General features: G+C 70.8%; 14 protein-coding genes. 9 read left to right on the top strand and 5 right to left on the bottom strand.

The genetic code is table 11. From position 1 onward, the window contains the following. Positions 1-3: 3 nt before the first annotated feature. The gene (locus ACFFRH_RS30260; protein WP_344749999.1) at positions 4-810 is read right to left on the bottom strand and encodes a nitroreductase family protein; all 807 of its coding nucleotides are present in this window, start codon (positions 808-810) and stop codon (positions 4-6) included. Next, a complete protein-coding gene (locus tag ACFFRH_RS30255) occupies positions 810-1,943 on the bottom strand; it encodes a CaiB/BaiF CoA transferase family protein (protein ID WP_386161088.1) in 1,134 nt (377 codons plus the stop codon). The genes ACFFRH_RS30260 and ACFFRH_RS30255 overlap by 1 nt, the downstream gene beginning before the upstream one ends. 202 nt (positions 1,944-2,145) lie before the next feature. Here ACFFRH_RS30255 and ACFFRH_RS30250 point away from each other — a divergent pair, with 202 nt between their 5' ends. The 5 genes from ACFFRH_RS30250 to ACFFRH_RS30230 all read left to right on the top strand — a co-directional run bounded on the left by ACFFRH_RS30250 (position 2,146) and on the right by ACFFRH_RS30230 (position 10,698). Continuing rightward, a complete protein-coding gene (locus ACFFRH_RS30250; protein WP_386161087.1) occupies positions 2,146-3,879 on the top strand; it encodes a serine/threonine-protein kinase in 1,734 nt (577 codons plus the stop codon). A gap of 82 nt (positions 3,880-3,961) precedes the next feature. Then, positions 3,962-4,996 (top strand): NAD(P)-dependent oxidoreductase, encoded by a 1,035-nt coding sequence (locus ACFFRH_RS30245; protein WP_344750002.1) that lies wholly within the window; start codon positions 3,962-3,964, stop codon positions 4,994-4,996. Positions 4,997-5,114: 118 nt separating this feature from the next. Next, positions 5,115-6,464 carry an FAD-binding oxidoreductase gene (locus ACFFRH_RS30240; RefSeq protein WP_386161115.1) on the top strand — a complete coding sequence of 450 codons (1,350 nt, stop codon included), beginning with the start codon at positions 5,115-5,117 and terminating at the stop codon, positions 6,462-6,464. Between the two features lie 14 nt (positions 6,465-6,478). Next, positions 6,479-7,738 (top strand): class I SAM-dependent methyltransferase, encoded by a 1,260-nt coding sequence (locus ACFFRH_RS30235; protein WP_344750004.1) that lies wholly within the window; start codon positions 6,479-6,481, stop codon positions 7,736-7,738. 569 nt (positions 7,739-8,307) lie between these two features. Further along, positions 8,308-10,698: a galactose-binding domain-containing protein gene (locus ACFFRH_RS30230; RefSeq protein ID WP_344750005.1), complete on the top strand. Its 2,391-nt coding sequence runs from the start codon at positions 8,308-8,310 to the stop codon at positions 10,696-10,698. 100 nt (positions 10,699-10,798) lie between these two features. Here ACFFRH_RS30230 and ACFFRH_RS30225 read toward each other — a convergent pair whose 3' ends face one another. After that, positions 10,799-12,331, bottom strand: a complete 1,533-nt coding sequence (locus tag ACFFRH_RS30225) for a long-chain-fatty-acid--CoA ligase (protein WP_344750006.1) — start codon at positions 12,329-12,331, stop codon at positions 10,799-10,801. A gap of 164 nt (positions 12,332-12,495) precedes the next feature. Between ACFFRH_RS30225 and ACFFRH_RS30220 the strand changes: the two genes are divergently transcribed. From ACFFRH_RS30220 to ACFFRH_RS30210, 3 genes are all read left to right on the top strand, one after another. Then, positions 12,496-14,067 (top strand): GMC family oxidoreductase, encoded by a 1,572-nt coding sequence (locus tag ACFFRH_RS30220; protein WP_386161086.1) that lies wholly within the window; start codon positions 12,496-12,498, stop codon positions 14,065-14,067. A gap of 390 nt (positions 14,068-14,457) precedes the next feature. Beyond that, positions 14,458-15,690 carry a cytochrome P450 gene (locus tag ACFFRH_RS30215; protein WP_386161085.1) on the top strand — a complete coding sequence of 411 codons (1,233 nt, stop codon included), beginning with the start codon at positions 14,458-14,460 and terminating at the stop codon, positions 15,688-15,690. A 161-nt stretch (positions 15,691-15,851) separates the two neighbouring features. Then, positions 15,852-17,126, top strand: coding sequence for a cytochrome P450 (locus ACFFRH_RS30210; protein WP_386161084.1), 1,275 nt, complete (start codon positions 15,852-15,854; stop codon positions 17,124-17,126). A 51-nt stretch (positions 17,127-17,177) separates the two neighbouring features. Here ACFFRH_RS30210 and ACFFRH_RS30205 read toward each other — a convergent pair whose 3' ends face one another. Continuing rightward, positions 17,178-19,973 (bottom strand): hypothetical protein, encoded by a 2,796-nt coding sequence (locus ACFFRH_RS30205; protein WP_344750008.1) that lies wholly within the window; start codon positions 19,971-19,973, stop codon positions 17,178-17,180. 550 nt (positions 19,974-20,523) lie between these two features. Here ACFFRH_RS30205 and leuS point away from each other — a divergent pair. Then, positions 20,524-22,992, top strand: a complete 2,469-nt coding sequence (gene leuS / locus ACFFRH_RS30200; RefSeq protein ID WP_344750021.1) for a leucine--tRNA ligase — start codon at positions 20,524-20,526, stop codon at positions 22,990-22,992. A 328-nt stretch (positions 22,993-23,320) separates the two neighbouring features. Here leuS and lexA read toward each other — a convergent pair whose 3' ends face one another. Continuing rightward, positions 23,321-24,031, bottom strand: coding sequence for a transcriptional repressor LexA (gene lexA, locus ACFFRH_RS30195; protein WP_329084305.1), 711 nt, complete (start codon positions 24,029-24,031; stop codon positions 23,321-23,323). Between the last annotated feature and the right edge of the window lie 468 nt (positions 24,032-24,499).

The raw sequence follows: 24,499 nt of genomic DNA, 5'->3' as shown, positions 1-24,499 counted from the left end.
GGTTCAGTCCTCGGGGCGCCACAGGGGCTCGGGAACCTCGAAGCCCACGTCCTGGCCCCACCGGTTGCGGTAGCTCACCTCGTGGGCCGGGCGGCGGGGCGCGACGCCCCAGCGGCCGGTGGGATAGCCGAAGGTGACGGTGCAGGCCAGTGTCCAGCCCTTGTCCTCGGGCACGCCGAGCACCCGCAGCGTCTCCTCGGCGTGGAAGATGCCGAGCACGCTGGTCAGCGCGCTGCCCACCCCGTGGGCGCGGGCGGCCAGCTGCGCGCTCCACACCGACGGGAAGATCGAGCCGCCGGACGGGTCGTTGCGGACGAACGCGAACAGCAGCAGCGGATAGCCCTCGAAGTGGTCGGCCAGGTGTTTGGCCGACTTCAGGACGTTGAGCGTCCGGGCGTCACCCTCGGCCTCGGCCTTCTCGCGCATCAGCTTGTAGTGGCCCTCGAAGAGCCGCCCGAGCGCGTCCCGGTAGAGGGGGCCGAGCCGCTCCTTCACCGCGAGGTCGTCCACCAGCAGGAAACGCCAGCTCTGCACGTTGCCGCCGCTGGGCGCGCGGACCGCGGCGTCCAGGATGCTCCGCTGGACCTCCTCGGGGATCGGGTCCGGCTTGACCCTGCGCATCGCCCTGGTCGTGTAGAGGGCCTCGAAGACGTCCATTCCCGCCGGTCCGCCCTCGGTCCTCGTGCTCTCCGAACCCGCCATGCTCTCGGTGTACTCCTTCGTCTCGGTGTTCGCGGTGTTCGCGGAAGCGTCGCCCGCCACGTCCCCGCTTGCCTCCGTGCCCGTCTTCGTGCCCGCCTCGCCGCCCATCAGGCCAGCACCCCGGCTTCGCGCAGCCGCGCCGCCGTCTCGTCGGGCAGCCCCCAGGAGGACAGGTCCGCCAGCCGGGTGGAGGGCGAGAGGTCCTGCTCGGGCACGCCGAGCAGGCGCGGCGCGGGCGCGGGCTGCCTCACCCCGCCGACCTCGACGAACAGGCCCCTGGCCTTGTTGTGCGGGTGGTCCGCGGCCTCGCCCCCTTCGAGCACGGGGGAGACGCAGGCGTCGGAGCCGTCGAACACCGCCTCCCACTCGGCGCGGGTCCTGGACCGGAACGCCTCGGCGAGCCGCTCGCGGAGCGCGGGCCACTGCGACCTGTCGTCACGGTCGGGCAGGTCCTCCAGGCCCATCAGGGTGGTCATCTCCGCCCAGAACTGCGGTTCCAGCGCCCCGACGGCCACGTACCGGCCGTCGGCGGTCTCGTAGGTGTCGTACATCGGCGCGCCGGTGTCGAGCAGGTTCGTGCCGCGCGGGCCCCAGCCGCCGGTCTGCACGCCGTGGTGGAACATCGCGAACAGCGTCGCCGCGCCGTCCACCATGGCGGCGTCGATCACCCGGCCCTCGCCGGTCCGCTCCCGCTCGATGAGCGCCAGCAGCACGCCGTACGCGAGCATGAGGCCGCCCCCGGCGAAGTCGCCGAGGATGTTGATCGGCGGGGTGGGGCGCTCGCCCTCGCGGCCCAGCATCGACAGCACGCCGGAGACGGCGATGTAGTCGATGTCGTGCCCGGCGGTCGGCGCGAGCGGGCCGTCCTGGCCCCAGCCGGTCATCCGCCCGTAGATCAGGCGCGGGTTGACCGCGTGCAGGTCGGCGGGACCGATGCCGAGGCGCTCGGCGACCCCCGGCCGGAAGACCTCGACGACCACGTCGGCGTGACGGGCCAGCTCCTTGAACGCGGCCACCCCCTCGGGGGACTTCAGGTCCAGGCCGACCGTCCGCTTGCCCCGGTCCATCACGTCGGGGCGCGGCCTGTCCCCGGCCCTGGCGACGACGCTCGCACGCTCGACGCGCAGCACCTCGGCCCCGTGGTCGGCCAGCATCATCCCGGCGAAGGGCCCGGGGGCCAGCCCCGCCAGTTCGAGCACGCGGACTCCGGCCAGCGGGCCCTTCCTGGTCACGTGCTCCATCGGCATTCTCCTCGGGTGCGTTCCGGCTCTCGTCGGGTACGGCGCACCCGGGCGACCGCCTCGTCGCGGGCACCGCCGTCCTCCCGCCCAAGTAGAACAACATTCGGCTTTCTATGGCAAGACACATCGCGCGGAGTCGCGTGGCGCCCGCGCGTCTATGGGAAACTTGCGCCCTCTCCGAATGGGACCTAGGGGTTTTGCGATGACATATCCGCACAGTGAACGGGTGGTCGCTGGGCGCTATCGATTGCTGCGAGAGCTCGGCAGGGGCGGGATGGGCGTCGTGTGGGAGGGCTACGACACCCTCCTCAACCGCTCGGTCGCCGTGAAGGAGGTGCTCCTGCCGCCCAACCTCTCCCCGGCCGAGCACCAGGTCCAGCTGACCCGCACCTCCCGCGAGGCCAGGACGGCGGCGAGGCTCAACCACCGCGGCATCGTGGCGATCTACGACGTGGCGGAGCAGGACGGCCGTCCCTGGATCGTCATGGAGCTGGTCAGGGCACGCGGGCTGGACGAGGTCGGCCTGCTGCCGGTGCACCAGGTCGCCGACATCGGCCGCCAGGTGCTGTCGGCCCTGCGCGCGGCCCACGAGGCCGGGATCCTGCACCGCGACGTCAAGCCGAGCAACATCCTGCTGGACGCCGAGGGCCGCGCCGTGCTCTCCGACTTCGGCATCGCCGTCATCGAGGGCGACACCTCGCTCACCCAGACCGGCATGGTGACGGGCTCGCCGAGCTTCCTGCCGCCCGAGCGCGCCACCGGCACCGACGCCGGACCCTGGTCCGACCTGTGGGCACTCGGCGCCACCCTCTACGCGGCCCTGGTCGGCCATGGGCCGTTCGAGCGCCGCGACGCCATCTCCACCCTGGGCGCGCTCCTCACCGAGGAGCCCGACTTCGGCGTGGTGCCCCTGGAGATGCGGGCGGTGCTCACCGGCATGCTCCAGCGGGAGCCCGCCCACCGGCTCACCGCCCAGCAGGCCGACGCCCTGCTGGCGGAGGTCGTCAACGACCCGTCGGCCGCGGCCCGCCGTACCGGGGAGACCGCCGTCCGCCGTGCGGGAGGAACCGCGGGACACCGGATGGGGGGAACCGCGGGGCACCGTACGGGAGGGACCGGCGGGTACGGGCCCCCGGGCCGTACCGAGGAGAACTTCAGCCGCATCGGCAAGGCCTCCCACCACGGCGGAGGGCGGGACCGGTACGACACCGGCGACTCGGCCGTGTCCGGCCGCCGCGGGGGAGGGCGGCTCCCGCTGATCGTGGGGGCCGTCGTGCTCCTGGCGGCCGGGGGCGCCGCGGCGGCCGTGGCGATGTCGCAGCCCGAGCAGCGGCCGGTGGCGCGCTCCGCGCCCACCGTCGCCGAGACCACGCCGGAGCCGGCGGAGGAGACCGAGTCGCAGACCCCCACCCCGACCCCCACTCCCAAGCCCACCAGGACCAGGACGGCGGCGCCCGCCGCCGGAGGGCTGAAGCAGTGGCGGGCCCGCCCCCCGGAGAACTGGTCCATCAGCTATCCGGCCGGATGGACCGGCGACTGGGCGGCCGAGACGGGCTACACCCAGTGGCTGCGCCGCGACGGGGCCGCCCACCTGTCGGTGGAGCCGCTGGAGGGCGGCGCCGAGGGCCTGGACTCGCTCCTGGAGACCGTCAAGGAGAACGTGGCGCAGTGGAGCGAGATCGACTTCGAGGACACGGCCAAGATCCCTCTCGCCTACGGCGCCGGGCTCCAGTGGGAGTTCACCTGGACCATGAAGGACAGCGGGGGAGCCCCCTGGGCCGAGGCCGGGGTGACCTACCACGAGGTGCGGCGGTTCATCGAGGTGGGCGACTCGGTCATGGTGCTCAGCTGGACCACCCACGACGCCGACTGGGTCGCCCAGCAGGCTCTCATGACCCGCGTGTTCGACAGCTTCCACCCCCGCGGAGGGGAGTGACCCGCCCCGGCGGGCGTCCGGGCCGCGTGCCCGGCGACCTCCCCGCCCAGAGCTCCCGTTCCTTCCCCTGGAGGCGAGTGACATGACCCAAAGGAGTCCGGGACCCGGCGGCCTCCACCCCGGGGAGGCGGGTGAGGCGCCCTGGAAGTTGCTCGCGCTGCCGCCGCTCCCCGAGGAGGCGGTGCGCAACCTGCTCGGCTCGCTCGGCGACCGGGTCGTCGTGTCGGTCCCCGCGGCCCGCGACCGGGAGTCGCTGCTCGCCGCCCTCGGCGACGCCGAGATCGTGGTCGGTGACTGGAGCGGCGGGCTCGCCCTGGACGCCGAGGCCGTCCGGGCCGCGCCGCGTCTGGCGTTCGTGCAGCAGCCCTCCGTCGGCGTGGACGGGCACGACCTCGCCGCGCTCGCCGAGGCGGGCGTGCCGCTGGCCAACACCGCGGGGGTGAGCGCGATCGGGGTGGCCGAGTGGTGTCTCGCCGCCGCGCTCGCGCTGTCGCGGCGGCTGCTCGACGCCGACGCCGCGGTCCGCGCGGGACGCTGGCCGCAGCTGGACCTCGGACCCGCCGAGCTGTACGGCTCGCGCGTCGGCATCGTCGGGTTCGGCCCGATCGGCGAGGCCGCCGCCCGGATGTTCGCCGCCCACGGGTGCGAGGTCTCCTACTGGACCCGCACGCCGCGCGAGGTGCCCTACGCCTACCGTGAGCTCGGCGAGCTGGTCGCGAGCTCCCACGTGCTCGTCCTGGTCATCGCGCTGACGGAGGAGACCAGGGGGCTGGTCGACCCGTCCCTCATGCCCGCGGGCTCGCTGCTCGTCAACGCGGCGCGGGGGCAGGTGGTCGACTCGGCGGCGCTGCTGTCCGCCCTGGAGTCGGGGCACCTGGGCGGCGCCGCGCTCGACGTCTTCGACACCGAGCCGCTGCCGCCGGACGACCCGCTGCGCGACAGCCCGAGGGTCCTGCTCTCGCCGCACGTGGCCGGGGTGACCCCTCAGTCGACCGGCCGCCTGATCCGGTGCGTGCTGGACAACCTGGAGGCCGCGATCGAGGGCCGGCCCGTGGTCAACGTGGTGAACGGGGTTGAAGAGGTGGTCGGTCGAAGATCGGAAGAAGGACGGTCGTAGAGTTTTCCCGTGTTTAACGCGCCCTGCCTGGCTCCGGAGACATCCGAGATATAACGTGCCTAGGGGCGATCTTTCCAACGAGGTCATGGGGGTGATTACCGTGCGGCAGATGACGGGGATGTCGGCGCACCGTCAAGCGGTGGAGCAGATCAGGGAGTCCTACGCCGCCATTCCGGGGGACGCGGTGCCCCGGCTCTCCAAGGCCACCACCAACCTGTTCCGCTTCAGGGACGGTGCCCGGTCGGCGAAGCTGTCGGCCAGGGACCTGGACCAGGTGATCGAGGTCGACCCGGTGGCGATGACCGCCGAGGTCCAGGGGATGACGACCTACGAGAACCTGGTGGACGCCACGCTCGCCCACGGGTTCATGCCGTACGTCGTGCCGCAGCTGAAGACGATCACGCTGGGCGGGGCGGTGACGGGGCTCGGCATCGAGTCCACCAGCTTCAGGGACGGGCTGCCGCACGAGTCGGTGGAGGAGATGGAGATCCTCACCGGCGACGGCAGGATCGTGGTGGCCCGTGACGACAACGAGCACCGCGACCTGTTCCGCGCGTTCCCCAACTCCTACGGAACGCTCGGCTACGCCCTGCGGATCCGCATCAAGCTGAAACCGGTCCAGCCGTACGTCAGGCTGACCCACATCCCGTTCGGCGACGCCGACAAGTGCATGCTCGCGATGCGCGAGATCTGCGAGCGCGGCGAGTACGAGGGAGAGCGCGTCGACTTCGTCGACGGCACGTTCTTCGGCCCCGGCGAGCTCTACATCACGGTGGGCCGCTTCGCCGAGCATGCCCCGTATCTCTCCGACTACACCGGGATGCGTATTTACTACCGGTCGATCCAGACCCGGACCCGCGACTGGCTCACCGTCCGCGACTACCTGTGGCGCTGGGACACCGACTGGTTCTGGTGCTCGCGCGCCTTCGGCGTGCAGACCGCGCTGGTGCGGTCCCTGATGCCGCGCAAGTGGATGCGCTCGGACGTCTACCGCAAGCTCGTCGGCCTCGACCGCAAGTACGGGGTGATCGCCAGGGTCGACCGCTGGCGCGACCTGCCCGTGCAGGAGTCGGTCATCCAGGACATCGAGGTGCCCGTCGAGCGCGGCGCCGAGTTCCTGGAGTTCTTCCACGACAAGGTCGGGATGGCGCCGGTCTGGATGTGCCCGCTGAGGTCCACCGGCGAGTGGCCCCTCTACCCGCTGGAGCCGGGACGTCTCTATGTCAACTTCGGCTTCTGGGGAACGGTCCCGCTCCCCAGGGGGCAGTTCGACGGTTACCACAACCGTCTGATCGAGAACCGGGTCCACGAGCTGGAGGGGCATAAATCGCTGTACTCCACTTCGTTCTACCCGGAGGATGAATTCTGGCGGTTTTATAACGGAACTGCCTACTGGCCGGTCAAGCGGGCATACGACGGGGGTGGCCGGTTGCTCGACCTCTACGACAAGTGTGTTCGGGGGCGTTAAGAGAGGCTGATTCTGTGTTGCTCGCAGAGATCTTCGAGAAGGTCATGGGGCCCGAGGCGGACGTGCGCTTCGTCGCCTACGACGGAAGCAAGGCCGGGCCGTCCGGCGCCGACATCAGTGTCGAGGTGAAGACCCCGGCGGCCGTCGCGTATCTGGCGCAGGCCCCCGGAGAGCTGGGTCTGGCCAGGGCGTACGTGTCCGGCCACCTCGACGTCCACGGGGACATGTACACCCTGCTGTCCCGCATGTGGTCGCTCACCGTCAACGACATCCCGGTCGGGCAGAAGCTCGCGGCCATCCGAGCCCTCGGGGTCCGCCCGCTGCTCACGCGGATGCCGCCGCCTCCGCAGGAGGTGCGGCGCAGCATGCTCGCCAGGATGGGCAGCAGGCACGCCAAGCAGCGCGACGCCGAGGCCATCCATCACCACTACGACGTTTCCAACAAGTTCTACTCGTGGGTGCTCGGCCCCTCCATGGCCTACACCTGCGCGGTCTTCCCCGAGCGGGAGTCCACGCTGGAGGAGGCGCAGCTCGCCAAGTTCGAGCTCGTCGCCCGCAAGCTGGACCTCAAGCCCGGCATGAAGCTGCTCGACGTCGGCTGCGGCTGGGGCGGCATGGTCATCCACGCCGCCCGCGAGTACGGCGTGAAGGCGCTGGGGGTGACTCTCTCACGCCAGCAGGCCGAGTGGGCGCAGAAGGCCATCGCGGAGGCCGGTCTCGGCGAGCTCGCCGAGGTCCGCCACATGGACTACCGCGACGTGCCGGAGACCGGCTTCGACGCCGTCAGCTCGATCGGCCTGACCGAGCACATCGGCAAGGACCAGCTGCCCTTCTACTTCCGCTTCCTGTACGACAAGCTCGTCCCCGGCGGGCGGCTGCTCAACCACTGCATCACCCGCCCGACGGGCACGGAGAAGACCCTCAACGCCGGCGGCTTCATCAACCGCTACGTCTTCCCCGACGGTGAGCTGGAGTCGGTCGGCTACCTGGCCCGCCAGATCGAGGACACCGGTTTCGAGATCCGCCACGAGGAGAACCTGCGCGAGCACTACGCGCAGACCCTCCGCTTCTGGTGCTCGAACCTCGACGACCACTGGGACGAGGCGGTCAAGGAGGTCGGCGAGGGCACGGCGCGGGTCTGGCGCCTCTACATGGCGGCCTGCGTGGTCGGCTTCGAACGCAACAAGATCCAGCTCCACCAGGTCCTCGGGGTGAAGCTCGACGCCGACGGCACGGCCGGTTTCCCGCTCCGCCCCTCGCGCGACTGGCCCTGACCCCCGAAACCTGACCCAAGGAACCTGACACCCGAAACCCGGCCTGCGGAACCTGGCATTCGAAACTCGAAGCCCGAAACCCGACCTTCGGAACTGACAGCCGGAACACGGTTCACGCGGGAAGCCCCCGCGCGGGAGACGCTCGTACGGGATGTTCCTCTACGAGAATCCGCGCGGGCGCTCACGTGAGCGTTCACACCAGACCGGACGGCCCCCGCCTCGGAGACCCCGAGGCGGGGGCCGTCCGGCGTCCGGGCCCCTCTCAGCCCCGGGCGTGCCCTGGAACGGTCCGGACGCAAATCCGAACGCAAATTCTTGCATGCTGGTGACGGTAGATTTCGCCTAGATTTCTGACTATTGCGTTTGCGTATCGAGTCCTGTCAGGATGACGCAGGCGGCCCGCTGTCGCGCCGGGGGCGACGTGTGCCGCCCCCGTGCCCGTGGCGTGCGGTTTCCTCCTGGCCGGAACACGTTCCAGCCGCCCGCGCGGGCCCCACCGGCACGGCACCCCCCGCCCCCCGGATGGAGCGGCGAAGCACGGATGGCCGCTCCGGACGAAAGGAGTTCACGTGGCCGTCTCGCGTCGGAGGTTCATGACCTCCGTGGTGTCCGGCTCCGCTCTCGCCGCGGTGTCGTCGTCGCAGCTGCTGTCCGCGCTGAACAGCGCGGCCCGCGCCGACAGCCCGGTCGGCGACGTGGTCGGGAAGATCACCGTCGGCTACCAGGGCTGGTTCGCCTGCAAGGGCGACAACGCCCCCATCAACGGCTGGTGGCACTGGAGCGACAACATGGCCCAGAGCCCCTCACGCTCCAACAACACCATCGTCGCCTGGCCCGACACGCGCGAATACACCAACACCTACCCCACCGCCTACGCCAACCTCAACAACGGCCGCCCCGCCACGCTGTTCTCCTCCTACGACCAGCAGACCGTCGACACCCACTTCCGCTGGATGCGCGAGAACAACATCGACACCGCCGCCCTGCAACGCTTCAACCCGATGGGCGGCGAAGGCCCCACCCGTGACGCCATGGCCGCCAAGGTGCGCACCGCCGCCGAGGCCAACGGCCGCAAGTACTACATCATGTACGACGTCACCGACTGGACGAACATGCAGCCGGAGATCAAAACCGACTGGCTCACCAAGATGAAGGCCCACACCACCTCGCCGGCCTACGCCATGCAGAACGGCAAACCCGTCGTCGGCATCTGGGGCTTCGGCTTCAACGACCCCAAACGCCCCTGGGCGCCCGGCCCCTGCCTGGAGGTCGTCAACTGGTTCAAGGACCAGGGCTGCTACGTGATGGGCGGCGTGCCCACCCACTGGCGCCGCGGCGTCGAGGACTCACGCCCGGGCTTCCTTGAGGTCTACCACGCCTTCCACATGATCTCCCCCTGGATGGTGGGGCGGATCGGCACCATCGCCGACGTCGACCACTTCTACGCCAACGTCAACCTGCCCGACCAGGCCGACTGCGACGCCCACGGCATCGACTACCAGCCCTGCGTGCTGCCCGGCGACGTCACCACCCGCCAGCGCCGCCACGGCGACTTCATGTGGCGCCAGTTCTACAACATGGTCCGCGTCGGCGCGCAAGGCATCTACATCTCCATGTTCGACGAGTACAACGAGGGCAACCAGATCGCCAAGACCGCCGAGACCCTCGCCGACGTGCCTGCCGACTCCGGCATGCTCGCCCTGGACGAGGACGGCACCGCCTGCTCGGCCGACTACTACCTGCGCCTGACCGGCGACGGCGGCCGGATGCTCAAGGGCCAGATCGCCCTCACCGCCACCCGCCCCACCCCGCCCACGATCGGAGGCGGCGACACCACCAACCTGGCGCGGGGCAAGGCGGTGACGGCGAGCAGCCACAACCAGACCTTCGTCCCGCAGAACGCGGTCGACGGCGACCCGAACACGTACTGGGAGAGCGCGAACAACGCGTTCCCGCAGTGGCTCCGGGTCGACCTGGGCGCCGCGGCGTCGGTGGGCAGGGTGGTGCTGAAGCTGCCGCCGCAGGCCGCCTGGCAGGCCCGCACGCAGACGCTGTCGGTGCAGGGCAGCACGAACGGGTCGTCGTTCACCACGCTCGCCGCATCGGCGGGTCACTCCTTCGACCCGGCCTCCGGCAACACGGTCACGATCACGTTCCCCGCCGCCTCCACCCGGTACGTCCAGCTCACCTTCACCGGCAACACCGGCTGGACGGCCGCGCAGCTGGGCGAGCTGGAGGTGTACGGATCCGTCGCCGGAGGCGACACGCAGGCACCGAGCACCCCGGGCAACCTCACCGTGACGGGGAAGACGGCGACCAGCGTGTCGCTGTCGTGGTCGGCCTCCACCGACAACGTGGGGGTGACCGGCTACCAGGTGCGCCGAGGCGGCACCGTCGTGGCCACCGTGCAGGGCACCACGCACACCGTGACCGGGCTGAGCCCCGCGACGGCGTACGCCTTCACCGTCACCGCCCACGACGCGGCCTCCAACGTCTCGCCCCCGTCGAACACCGCGAACGTGACCACGGACACCGCCCCCAACACCAACCTGGCGCGGGGCAAGGCGGTGACGGCGAGCAGCCACAACCAGACCTTCGTCCCGCAGAACGCGGTCGACGGCGACCCGAACAGCTACTGGGAGAGCGCGAACAACGCGTTCCCGCAGTGGATCCAGGTCGACCTCGGCTCGGCGGCGTCGGTGGGCAGGGTGATGCTGAAGCTGCCGCCGCAGGCCGCCTGGCAGGCCCGTACACAGACGCTGTCGGTGCAGGGCAGCACGAACGGGTCGTCGTTCACCACGCTCTCGGGGTCGGCGGGCCGCTCCTTCGACCCGGGCTCCGGCAACACGGTCACGATCACGTTCTCCGAGACGTCCACCCGGTACGTCCGGGTGAACGTCACCGGCAACACCGGCTGGCCGGCCGCGCAGCTGTCGGAGTTCGAGGTCTACCAGGCCTGACACCTCGGGGCCGGGCTCCGGGCGGCGCGTCGTGCCACCCGGAGCCCGGCCCCGCCGCCGCGGCCTCGCCGGACGGGCGGGCCGCGGCGGGTGCGGGCCCCTAGCGGAGCTCGCGCTTGAGAATCTTCCCGGTCGCGGTCATCGGCAGCGCGTCACGGAACTCGACGATCCGCGGATACTTGTACCCCGCCATGTTCTCCCTGCCCCAGGCGATGAGCTCCTCCTCGGTGACCGTCGCGCCGGGGGTGCGGATGACGTACGCCTTGACCTCCTCGCCGTGCGAGTCGTGGGCGACCCCGACCACCGCCGCGAGGGAGACCTCGGGGTGGGTGATCAGGACCTCTTCGAGCTCGCGCGGGTAGACGTTGAAGCCACCCCGGATGATCATGTCCTTCGCCCGGTCGATGATGGAGTAGTAGCCGTCGGCGTCACGGGTGGCGATGTCGCCGGTACGGAACCAGCCGTCCCGCATGACCTCGGCGGTCGCCTCGGGCCGGTTGTAGTAGCCCTTCATCACGTTGTGGCCGCGGATCGCGATCTCGCCGGGCCCCTCACCCTCGATCGTCTTCCAGTCGCCGTCGACCAGCTTCATCTCCACCCCCCAGACCGGCGTGCCGATCGTGCCGGGCTTGGTGGGCCTGCCCAGCTGGTTGAAGCTGGCCACCGGGGAGGTCTCCGACAGGCCGTACCCCTCCAGGATCCCGGTCCCGAAGGTCTTCTCGAAGTCCTTGAGCACCTCGACGGGGGAGGAGGCACCGCCGGCGACCGCGATCCTGAGCGAGGTGGGCACCTCGTCGCCGTCGGAGTGGATCTTCGTCAGCATCGCCCAGTACATGGTCGGCACGCCCGCGAACAGCGTGATGTTCTCGGCGCGCATCAGCTCCAGGGCGGGCCCCGGCTCGAAGCGCGGCATGAGCACGACGGTCGCCTGGCGCCGGAACCCGGCGTTCATGACGACGGTCTGCCCGAAGGAGTGGAACAGCGGCAGCACCGCGAGGTAGGCGTCGCCGCCCTCGGTGCGCGGGAACATCTCGTCGGAGACCATGGCGTTGAGCAGCATGTTCTGGTGGCTGAGCTCGGCGCCCTTGGGCTGGCCGGTGGTGCCGCTGGTGTACAGGATCACCGCGGTGTCGTCGGGCGAGGTCTGCACGGTCTCGAACTCGCCGGACACACCGTCCAGCGCCGCCCACAGCGTCTCCCCGTACTCGGACTCGGTGGCGAACGCGGTGGCGGGAAGCACGAAGAAGTGTTCGGCGGAGGCGCCCTCGAAGCCGGCCCTGCCCCGCTCGCCCAGCGGCAGCTCGGGGGTGCCCTCGAAGCAGAACAGCGCCTTGGCCTGGGAGTCGTCCAGGTGGTAGGCGATCTCCCTGGACTGCAGCAACACGTTGAGCGGTACGACCGTGGCGCCGGCCTTGAGGATCCCGTAGTAGACGAACGGGAAGTAGGGCAGGTTGGGGCAGGCCAGCGCCACCTTGTCACCCTTGCCGATCCCGCGGGAGACCAGCAGGTTGGCAACCTGGTTCGCGACGGTGTTGACCAGCGAGTACGGCAGCCGCAGGTCACCGAAGACCAGTGCGGTGCGGTCGGGGGCCACCCGGGCGCTGTCCTCCAGTGCGATCGACAGGTTGAGCATCGTACGTCCTCCTCCGAGCAAGCTCTGACCCGCTCATACTGGCAGCCCGAGATACCGACCGGTAGGTAACGCGAAGACAAATTGACGGGCAAACCATGGGGGAGTAAGCAGATAAGAGCGCGCTTACGGGGAGGCGAGCTGGCCGACTGTGCGATGAAAGGTCAGTGAGCGTGGACTACGACTACGTCATCGTGGGTGCGGGGTCGGCGGGATGTGTGCTGGCCAACCGTCTTTCCGCCGACCCCGGCACGAGGGTCGCCCTCATCGAGGCGGGCGGCTCCGACCGGAAGCTGGAGGTCCGGATGCCCGCCGGCTTCTCCAAGCTGTTCAAGACCGAGCGCGACTGGGACTTCACCACCGTCAGGCAGCCCGAGCTGTCGGGCAGGGAACTCTACTGGCCACGCGGCCGGATGCTCGGCGGATCCTCCTCGATGAACGCCCAGATGTGGGTGCGCGGGCACCGCGCCGACTACGACGGATGGAACGTGCCGGGCTGGTCCTACGAGGAGGTCCTCCCGTACTTCCGCAGGGTCGAGCGCCGCGCCGGCTCCAACCGCGGTGGCGTGTACGGCACGGAGGGGCCGATCCACATCTCGGAGCTGCGCTCCCCGAACCCCGCCACCGCGCTCTTCCTGCGGGCCTGCGAGGAACTGGGCATCGCCCGCCTGGAGGAGCTGAACGGCCCCTCCAACGAGGGCTGCTCGCAGACGCCCGTCACCCAGCGCAGGGGCCGTCGCTGGAGCTCCGCCGACGCCTACCTCACCCCCGCCGCCAGGCGGCCCAACCTCACCGTGCTCACCTCCTCCCGCGTACGCCGGGTGCTCGTCGAGGACGGACGCGCGACCGGGGTGGAGTACGGCGGCGACGGCGATGGCGTCAGCGGCACCGCGGTGGCGCGGGCGCGCGGGGAGGTCATCCTGTCGGCCGGGGCGATCGGCTCACCGCACCTGCTGATGCTGTCGGGCATCGGCCCGGCCGACGAGCTGCGGTCCGCCGGTGTCGAGCCGGTCCACGAGCTGCCCGGGGTCGGCGCGAACCTCCAGGACCATCTCGCGTCGGGCGTCTTCCTGCACTGCCTCAGGCCGATCACCCTCGCCCGCGCCGAGTCGACCGGCAACCTGCTGCGCTTCCTGGCCGGGGGCCGGGGCATGCTCACCTCCAACATCGGCGAGGCCGTCGCGTTCATCCGCACCTCCGAGGAGGAGCCCGCCCCCGACATCGAGCTGATCTTCGCTCCCGGCTCCTTCGTCAACCACGGCCTCACCCCGCCGCCCGGCCACGGCCTGACCATCGCCTCGATCCTGCTCCGGCCGGAGAGCCGCGGCCGCCTCTCGCTGGACGGCCGGGACGTCGTGATCGACCCCGGCTACCTGACGGCGCAGGCCGACGTCCGGCGGCAGGTCGCCGGACTGCGGAAGGCCAGGGAGCTGTTCACCACCGAGGCGCTCCGGCCGCTCGCGGGGCCGCCGATGGACCCGTACTGGGACCCGAGGACCGAGGAGGAGCTCGTCCGCTGGATCCGCGAGCGCAGCGAGACCCTCTACCATCCGGTCGGCACCTGCCGGATGGGCGACGATCCCGGGTCGGTGGTGGACCCCGCCCTGCGGGTCCGGGGGGTCGCCGGCCTGCGGGTGGCCGACGCCTCGGTCATGCCGCTCATCACCCGGGGACACACCCACGCGCCCACCGTCATGATCGCCGAAAGGGCCGCCGACCTCATCGCCGGCGACCGCTGAGCGGCGGGGCCCGTCTCCACCGAGCCGCCGACGGTTGACCGCCGGTCCGCCAAGCGTCGGTCTGCCGAGCGCAGGATCGCTGACCGTCGGGTCCCGGGCGCCGGGTCATTGGTCGCCGGGGCGCTGAGCGTGTGGTCCCCAGGCCGCCGGGGGTCGGTCGCCGGAACCGCCTTCCGGAACGCCTTTCAGGCGCGGACCGCGTGCGCGGACCAGCTTGGCCAGGCGGTGGCCTTCCTTTCGCCGGGTTCCAGGGTGGAGCATGTTCCCAGGCCGGGCGCTTCCCGTATCGGGAGCGCTCCGGGAAGGCCGGCAACCCCGTCCTGGGCTGGTTGCGCCGAGTGTCCTGTGGCAGGATCCGTAAAATAGAATGCGGTTCTAGTGGAGGCTGGCATGACGGTTTCACTCGCGGACATCGATCTGTCGGACATCTCCTTCTGGGAGCGCCCGATGGCCGAGCGGGAGGCCGCCTTCGCGGTGCTCCGCGCGCAGCCCGGCCCCATCCTGTTCGCCGAGCCCGAGATCCCCTTCGCCCCGCCAGGCCCCGGCTACTACGCCCTGGTGCGGCACGCGGACATCATCGAGGCCAGCCGCCATCCCGACATCTTCTCCTCGGGCCGGGGGGCGACGTCCATCCAGGACCTCGGCCCCGAGTTCGGTGAGTACTTCGGTTCGATGATCAATATGGACGATCCCCGGCACGCGAGGCTGCGCAGGATCGTGTCCCGGGCGTTCACGCCGAAGATGATCAAGCAGTTCGAGGCCGACGTCGACGCGGCGGCCGTGCGGATCGTGGACGACCTGATCGCGAAGGGGCCGGGCTGCGACTTCGTGACCGAGGTGGCCGCCAAGCTGCCCCTGAAGATCATCTGCGACATGATGGGCATCGGTCCCGAGCACTACCAGGCGGTCTTCGACGCCACGAGCATCATCCTGTCGGGCGGCGACCCCGAGTTCATCGCCGACGTCAGCCGCGCCGCCGAACTGCTCCTCGGTGCGGGGCAGGGGCTCCAGGACCTCGTCATCTCCCTGGCCGCCGAGGGCGGAGACAACCTCATCACCGCTCTGACCAGTGCCAACATCGACGGCGAGAAGCTGACGATGCAGGAGCTCGGCTCGTTCTTCATCCTGCTGGTGGTGGCGGGCAACGAGACCACCCGCAACGCCATCTCCCACGGGCTGCACCTGTTCACCGAGCATCCCGACCAGCGGGAGCTGCTGCTCCAGGACCTCGACGGGCGCCTGCCCGGTGCGGTCGAGGAGATCGTCCGGCTCGCCTCGCCCGTCGCCTGGATGCGCCGCAGCCTCACCCGTGACCACGAGATGAACGGCCACCTCTACCGCGCGGGCGAGAAGGTCCTGCTGTACTACTGGGCCGCCAACCGCGACGAGAGCGTCTTCACCGACCCGTACCGCTTCGACATCCGGCGTACGGAGGGACCGCACGTCGGCTTCGGCGGCCCGGGGCCGCACTTCTGCCTGGGCGCCCACCTCGCCCGCCGCGAGATCACCGTGATGTTCCGCGAGCTGTTCACCCGCCTGCCCGGAATCCGTTCCGCGGGGGAGCCCGACCGCCTGCGTTCCAGCTTCATCAACGGCATCAAGCATCTCGACTGCGACTTCTGAGGGCGGCGTCGGGTTGTCTCGGCCGCGGTGTCCGAGCGCGGCGTCGAGTATCCCGGCCGCGACTTCCGGGGACGGCGTCGAGCGCCTCGGCCGCGGCTTCCGGGCGCCGCCCGGGGACGTCGCATTGACTCAAGCGTTTGCTTTCCCAAATGATGGGCGCCATGAGCGTGACGCCAGCCGAGCGGAAGCCGATCGTCTCCGCCGACGACTTCGACCTGTCGGACGCCGGCTTCTGGGCCAGGCCCATGCCGGACCGGGAGCACGCCTTCCGGCTCCTGAGGGAGCTGGAGCGTCCGGCCTTCTACCAGGAGATGGAGAACCCGCTGGTCCCGCCAGGGCCCGGCTACCACGCGCTGGTCAAGCACGCCGACATCCTGGAGGCGAGCCGTAACCCCGAGGTGTTCTGCTCGGGGGACGGCGGGGCCACCAACATCCTCGACATGCCCGCCGAGTTCGCCGAGTACTTCGGTTCGATGATCAATATGGACGACCCCCGGCACGCGAGGCTGCGCAGGATCGTGTCCCGGGCGTTCACGCCGAAGATGATCAAGCAGTTCGAGGCCGACGTCGAGACCGCGGCCGTGCGGATCGTGGACGACCTGGTCGCGAAGGGGCCGGGCTGCGACTTCGTGACCGAGGTGGCCGCCAGGCTGCCCCTGAAGATCATCTGCGACATGATGGGGATACCGGAGAAGGACTACCGCACGGTCTTCGACAGGTCCAACGTCATCCTCGGAGGCTTCGACCCCGAGTACGTCGGCCTCGACATGAACACCGTCGCGGAGCGGCTGCTGACCGCGGGGATGGAGCTCCAGCAGCTCGTCCAGGACCTCGCCGCGCACCGGGCGGAACACCCCACGACCGACCTCACCTCATCGCTGGTCAACGCCAACATCGACGGTGAGAAGCTGACGATGCAGGAGCTCGGCTCGTTCTTCATCCTGCTGGTGGTGGCGGGCAACGAGACCACCCGCAACGCCATCTCCCACGGCCTGCGCCTGTTCACCGAGCATCCCGACCAGCGGGAGCTGCTGCTCCAGGACCTCGACGGGCGCCTGCCCGGTGCCGTCGAGGAGATCGTCCGCCTCGCCTCACCGGTCAACTACATGCGCCGCAAGGTCACCCGCGACCACGAGATGAACGGCCACCTCTACCGCGCGGGGGAGAAGGTGGTGTTCTACTACTGGGCCGCCAACCGCGACGAGAGCGTCTTCGCCGACCCGCTCCGCTTCGACATCACCCGCAGCCCCAACCCCCACATCGGCTTCGGCGGCCCGGGGCCGCACTTCTGCCTGGGCGCCCACCTCGCCCGCCGCGAGATCACCGTGATGTTCCGCGAGCTGCTCCGTCGCGTCCCGCGGATCGAGGGCGGCGTCCCCGAGCGGCTCCACTCCAGCTTCATCAACGGGATCAAGCGGATGGAGTGCGCCTTCTAGGTTCTCCGGCGGTTTCCGGGAACCCCTACGGGACGGTCACCGCCGGGATGATCACTGTCCCGCCGCGCGGATCGACTTGAAGACGGTGTTGATGTCGGGGAGCAGCTCCTTCTTGCTGTCCGGCACCGACATGTAGACGATCGAGGGAAGGTCGGCGCCGGTGCTCACCGCCGCCACGACCATGGTCGTCTTCGAGTCGCCCGAGGTGATCTCGTACGCCGCGAGCTGACCGGGCAGGCCGTTCACCGACAGGGTCTGCTGGGCGGTCTTGCGGGCGGTGTTGCCCTCGGGGAAGAACTTGTTGCGCCCGTTGGAGGCCACCGCGTTGATCACCGGTGCGAGGTTCTCCGGCGAGGTGTACTTGCTCTTCAGGCGCGGGGAGAGCGGGCCCGACATCAGCTGCGCGAACTGGGTCTTGCCCGTGGAGTCCGTACCCGCGGGGAGATACTGGCGGGTCGTGAAGCCGTAGGAGGCGGGCATGCCGGGGCGCTGGTCCTGCCGCCAGGGGGCGCCGAGCCGCGCCAGGGTGATCCCCGCCTGCTGGTCGGTGAGCGTGCCGGCCACCGGCGACGCGTCGCCGGTGAAGCGCGGCAGGCGGCCGATGGCGGCGGGCTTGGCCGGCTTCTTGGTGGCCGCCGCCGAGGGCTTGGGATCGGAGGGGATCTCCTCGCCGCCGGCCAGCGGCCCGGCGAGGAACGCCCAGAGCACCGCGCCGAGCAGCGCGATGGCCGCGGACCCGGCCAGCGCGAAGATCCAGACCGGTCGTCCCCGCTCCCCGAGCTCGTCCTCGTCCTCGATGGCCTGGTAGTTGTCGCCGAAGACCGTGTTCCACAGCTCCTGCTGGCGCTCGGGCGGAGGTGTCTTCGGGCCGCTGATCTGGCCCGCGGTGACGAACGGCTTGTTCGGGTCGGAGGGGTCGCGGCTCAGGTGGTGGCCGGGCTGGCCCGGATGCGCGGGCTGGCCGGGGTGACCCGGGTGTCCGGGCTGGCCGGGGTGAGTGGGCTGTCCGGGCTGGCCAGGGTGTCCGGGCCGGCCTGGCTGGGCCTGGGACGGCGGGAGGCCTGCTCCGGGGTGAACGGGGGCTCCCGGGGGTGCGGGCGCGTTGGAGGCCGCCGCGTTCGCCGCGAGGGCCCACATGGCGGGGGTGTCCGGCACGCCGTAGCTGCGCCGCGCGTTTTCGGTGCCGTCACCGTTCGGGGCGCCGTTCGGAGCGCTGTTCGGGGGGCCGCCGTCAGGTGACCCGCCCGGGAAGGGGGGAGTGCCGGGGGCGACACCGGAAGGGGTGCCCTGAGCGTTTCCCTGGGCGGCGCCGGGGTGGGCGCCCCCGAAGGGGGCGGCCGGAGCGTCGCCGCTCGCCCAAGAGGGGGAGAACGCCGAGGTCTGCGCCTCGGCGGGGCCCGCGTTCCCCGAGGAGGGGGCCGGAGGCCAGGCGCCACCGCCCGCCGGGGCCGCGGGCGGCCAGGGGGCGTTCTCCGCCGGGGGCGAGGGCGGCCACCCGCCGTTCTCCGTGGTCTGTGCCGGAGGCCAGGCGGGGGCGTCGTGCCCCGGCGCGGAGGACTGCCACGCCTCGCCCGCCGCCGCACCGGAACCCTGCCGGCGCGCGTCACCCTGCGGGCTGGAGGCCTGTGCCCATCCGTTGTCCTGCGGGCTCTGCGTACGGCCGTCGTTGGAGGGGGTGGTGTCGGGCCAGCCGCCGCCGGACGGCGCGGTGGCCTGTGCCCAGCCGTTGGAGGAGCCGGTCTGGGGGGTGGACGTGTGCTGAGCGTCGCCGTCCTGCGACGGGGTGGACTGCGGCCATCCGTTGTTCGGGGAGGACGGGTGGCCGCCCTCGGCCTGCGGGCCCGAGGCCTGTGCCCAGCCGTCCTGGGAGGGGGTGGGTTGCGGCCATCCGTTGCCGGGGGAGGTCTGGTGCGAACCGCCGGTGTCCTGCGGTCCGGACGCCTGCGCCCAGCCGTCACCCTGCGAGCCTGGTCCCTGCGAGCCGGATGTCTGTGCCCAGCCGTCGTTCTGCGGGCCGGATGGCTGCGTACCGCCTGAGCCTTGCGGGCCGGACGCCTGTGCCCAGCCGTCACCCTGGGGGTTGGAGGCCTGCGCCCAGCCGTCGTTGCGCGGGTTGGACGCCTGTGCCCAGCCGTCGGCCTGGGGGCTCCGCGTGCGACCGTCGTCCGGGGGCGTGGTGCTGGGCCGGCCGTCGTTGGACGGTGTACCGGCCTGTGCCCAGCCGTCCTGGGAGGGGGTGGGTTGCGGCCATCCGTTGCCGGGGGAGGTCTGGTGTGAGTTGTCGGCATCCTGCGAGCCGGACGCCTGTGCCCAGCCATCGCCCTGCGACCCTGCGCCCTGCGGCCCGGACGCCTGCGCCCAGCCGTCTCCCTGCGCCCTTGAGCCCTGCGGCCCGGATGTCTGCGTACCGCCCGAGCCTTGCGGGCCGGACGCCTGTGCCCAGCCGTCACCCTGGGGGGTGGACGCCTGCGCCCAGCCGTCGTTGCGCGGGCTGAAAGCCTCCGACCAGCTGTCGGTCCGGGGGGTCGACGCCTGTGCCCATCCGTTGTTCTGCGGGCTGGTCGCCTGTGCCCAGCCGTCGGCCTGCGGGCTCTGCGTATGACCGTCGCCGTGGGGCGGGGGACTCTGGGGCCGGCCACCGGGGGAGTCCGCCGGGGAGGCGGAGGGGTGCTGCCCCGCACCGGGTGAGGTCTGCCACGAGGAGCCGTTGCCGCTTCGCGGCTCGTCCTGCGGGCGGGGAAGCCGGGGGCCGGTGCCGAGGGGGTCGTTCGTCCACGAGGGCGACGGCTCGGCAGCCTCCGGCCATGCCGAAGGCAGGTGGGACTGGCTGGACTGCTCCGAGGCCATGCTTTCCTTACCTCCCGCGCGGGTGCCCGAATTAGGCGTATTGGGCATGGTCTCACGTGAGACGGGGTGGCTCGCAGGGAAACCGGAGAACGCCCCCCTGAACTGGAGTCCGGTGGGGTCGGTCGGTGGATCCTGCATGGGCAGGCCGACCTCCATCGGATCCGGGCCCTGCCCCGGCTCTGCTGAATATGCCACGGTTAAAAGAGTAAACGTGAGAGACATACGAGGTCACAACAGGCGCATGGCCGTCGAGTCTCGTTGCCCCGCGAGTACGAGAACCCCATTCTGCCGACCTGGCCGGATCCTGTCCCCCGCTTGCCGCGATCGGCCCCGTTTCAGCTGGCCACGAATACGCCTTGCGGGCTGCGATAGTCTTGGTCTATGCGTGCCGCGACCCTGCTTATCGGGCCGCATCGGCCTTCCCGTCCCTGAGCGCCCTGCCGATGCGGCTGCCCTCCGCGTGAGCGGGGGGTTTTTGCATTGGGCCTGACGGGTCAGACCATCCACGCAGACACACCCCGAGGAAACCGACGTGAGCGAGCGAGCCGACATGCAGAGCGACGAGCAGCACTATGACCCGCAGACGCTGCAGGTCAAGTGGCAGCGCAGGTGGGAGGAACTGGACCCCTTCCGGGCCTCCGACGACCCCGCCGACCCGCGTGAGCGGCGCTACATGCTCGACATGTTCTCCTACCCCTCGGGCGACCTGCACATGGGGCACGCCGAGGCGTTCGCCCTGGGCGACGTCATCTCCCGCTACTGGGTCCAGCGCGGCTACAACGTGCTGCACCCCGTCGGCTGGGACTCCTTCGGCCTGCCCGCCGAGAACGCCGCGATCAAGCGCAACGCGCACCCGGCGGAGTGGACCTACGCCAACATCGAGACCCAGGCCGGCTCCTACAAGCGCTACGGGATCTCCTTCGACTGGTCCCGCCGCCTGCACACCAGCGACACCTCGTACTACAAGTGGACCCAGTGGCTGTTCAACCGCTTCTTCGAGCGCGGCCTGGCCTATCGCAAGGGCGGCCTGGTCAACTGGTGCCCGAACGACCAGACCGTGCTGGCCAACGAGCAGGTCAAGGACGGCAGGTGCGAGCGCTGCGGGACCGAGGTCGTCCGCCGGGAGCTGACGCAGTGGTATTTCAAGATCACTGAATACGCCGACCGGCTGCTGAACGACATGGCCCAGCTGGAGGGCAACTGGCCAGAGCGCGTGCTGGCCATGCAGCGCAACTGGATCGGCCGCTCGGAGGGCGCCGACGTCGACTTCGTGATCGAGGGCCGCGACGAGCCGGTCACCGTCTACACCACCCGTCCCGACACCCTGTACGGCGCCACCTTCTTCGTGGTCGCTCCGGACGCGGCGCTGGCCGAGGAGATCGTCACCGACGACCGGCGCGAGGCCTTCGAGGCGTACCGGACCAGCGTGTCGAAGTTGTCGGACATCGACCGGCTGTCCACCGAGAAGGAGAAGACCGGCGTCTTCCTGGGCCGGTACGCCGTCAACCCGGTCAGCGGCGAGCGCATGCCGGTCTGGGCGGCCGACTACGTGCTGTCCGACTACGGCCACGGCGCCATCATGGCCGTGCCCGCGCACGACCAGCGCGACCTGGACTTCGCCCGTGCCTTCGACCTGCCGGTACGGGTGGTCGTGCACACCGGCCTGGCCGATCCGGGCGAGACCGGTGTCGCCACCTCCGGCGACGGCGCGATGGTCAACTCCGGCCCGCTGGACGGCCTGGCCAAGACCGAGGCGATCCGGAAGATCATCGAGGTGCTGAGCGAGCGGGGCACCGGACGGTTCACGGTCAACTTCCGGCTGCGCGACTGGCTGCTGTCGCGCCAGCGCTTCTGGGGCTGCCCGATCCCGATCATCCACTGCGGCGACTGCGGCGAGGTCCCCGTCCCCGACGACCAGCTGCCCGTCACCCTGCCCGACATGCGCGGCGAGGCCCTGGCACCCAAGGGCGTCTCCCCGCTGGCCTCGGCCGAGGACTGGGTCAACGTCTCCTGTCCCAAGTGCGGCGGCCCGGCCAAGCGCGACACCGACACGATGGACACCTTCGTCGACTCCTCGTGGTACTTCCTGCGCTACGTCGACCCGGCGTACGAGAACGGCCCGTTCGACGTCGAGCGCGTCCGCAGGTGGGGCCCGATCGACCAGTACGTCGGCGGCGTGGAGCACGCCGTGCTCCACCTGCTGTACGCCAGGTTCTTCACCAAGGTCCTGCACGACATGGGGATGATCGACTTTGTCGAGCCCTTCACCCGCCTGCTGAACCAGGGGCAGGTCATCAACCAGGGCAAGGCGATGTCCAAGTCGCTGGGCAACGGTGTCGACCTGGGCCAGCAGATCGACGCCTACGGTGTCGACGCGGTCAGGCTGACCGTCGTCTTCGCCGGACCGCCCGAGGACGACATCGACTGGGCCGACGTCTCCCCGGCGGCGTCGCAGAAGTTCCTGGCCCGCGCGTTCCGGGTGATGACCGAGGCCGGCGCGGCCTCGGCACCCGGGGTGGACGTCACCGCCGGAGACCTGAACCTGCGCAAGGTCGTCCACCACACCGTCGACGAGGTCACCAAGCTGGTCGACTCCCACCGCTTCAACGTCGCGGTGGCGCGCATGATGGAGCTGACGAGCGCGGCCCGCAAGGCCATCGACTCCGGGCCCGGCGCGGCCGACCCGGCGGTCAGGGAGGCCGCCGAGACCCTGGCGGTCATGCTGTCCCTGGTCGCGCCGTACGCGGCGGAGGAGGGCTGGGAGCGGCTGGGACACTCCGCCTCGGTCGCCACCGCGGGCTGGCCGGTGGCCGACCCGGCGCTGCTGGTCCAGGAGTCGGTCACCTGTGTCGTCCAGGTCGCGGGCAAGGTGCGCGACCGGCTGGAGGTCTCCCCGGAGATCTCCGAGGCCGACCTGGAGGCGCTGGCCCTGGGATCGGAGAAGGTCAGGTCCTTCCTGTCCGGCACGCCGCGCAAGGTGATCGTCCGCGCGCCCAAGCTGGTCAACATCGTCCCCTAGGGGGCCGGGAGCAGGCGGCCGGGAAGGTCGCCGCGCGGCCGGTGAGGCCGTCGGGCGTGGTCTCGACGGCCGCTGCCGGAACGTGAGCCGGAGGTGCCCGGGAGCCGCCCATCCGATGGGCGGCCCCCCGGCACCCGCGAAAACGCCGGAGGGGCGGGGTCCCGATATCGGGACCCCGCCCCTCCGGCGTGTCGCGCGTCCTCCGGCGTGTCACGGAGGCCGAAGGCGCGTGGTGTGGAACTCGCCGCGGAACGGCGCGTTCCGGCGCTCGCCCGGCGGCCGCGGGGAACGGTGGGGAGCGGTCAGCAGACCGCCGGGAACGCTCCCGTCAGAGCTTGCGGAGGACCGCGACGACCTTGCCGAGCACGGTGGCCTCGTCACCCGGGATCGGGTCGTAGTTGGGGTTGTGCGGGACCAGCCAGACATGGCCGTCTCTGCGCTTGAAGGTCTTGACCGTGGCCTCACCGTCGATCATCGCCGCGACCACGTCGCCGTTGTCGGCGACCGGCTGCTGGCGTACGACCACCCAGTCGCCGTTGGCGATGGCGGCCTCGATCATCGAGTCACCGGTCACCTGGAGGAGGAAGAGCGTGCCCTCGCCGACAAGCTGCTTGGGCAGGGCGAAGACGTCCTCGATGCTCTCCTCGGCGAGGATGGGGCCACCGGCGGCGATCCGGCCGACCAGGGGGACGTAGGCGGCGGTCGGGCGGCTGACCGGAGCCTCGTCATCACCGGAGTCGGGATCCACCCACAGCACGGGCTCGCCGGGAAGGCGGACCTCCAGGGCGCGGGGGCGGTGCGGATCACGCCGCAGGTAGCCCTTGCGCTGCAAAGCCGTCAGCTGGTGCGACACGCTGGAGGTGCTGGTGAGCTGCACCGCCTCACCGATCTCCCGCATGGACGGCGGGTATCCGCGCTGCTGCACGGAATCGCGGATCACCTCAAGGATCTTCCGCTGCCTGGGGGTGAGGCCAAGGGAGTCACGCCTTCGCACCGCCAGGTCGCTGGCGGCCGAACCGTTCTCGTTGTGCTGGCTCATACGAACTCCTCGCCTCCCGGTCTGTATCTGACACGTCGCACACAGCGACCATACCTCGGCCGAAGATCATACTCAAACAATTGTTCGAATGTCCTCGAAATCGGCGACGCCGTGGTGTACAACATCGTACGGGAGTTCGATCGACATCGTGTTCGATTCGCCGATCTTTCTTCGACATGTGTTCGGCCAGGTCGAGGGGATGGGGGTCACCATGAAACCGACCACGACGACACCGCGATCCAGGACCGCGCCGGCATCCCGGACCGCGCGGCGATCACCGGAGGCGCCGCGCCTGCGGCTCGTGCCGCCCCCGCGCCCGGAGCCGGAGCCAGGTCTCGCGCAGCAGGCCGCGCCGAGGCCCGAGGGGTTCGGGGGGAGGGCCGAGGCGGAGCGGGGGGCCGGGCCGGTGCCGGGTCCAGGGTGGGGGCGGGTGCCGGAGCCGCGGTCCGGCAGGGGGGCAGGGCAAAG

Source organism: Streptosporangium vulgare (genome assembly GCF_042428775.1).
In the GTDB taxonomy this organism is placed as follows: domain Bacteria; phylum Actinomycetota; class Actinomycetes; order Streptosporangiales; family Streptosporangiaceae; genus Streptosporangium; species Streptosporangium vulgare.
Note: the sequence above shows the minus strand (reverse complement) of the source record. Positions and strands in the feature narration are given on the sequence as shown.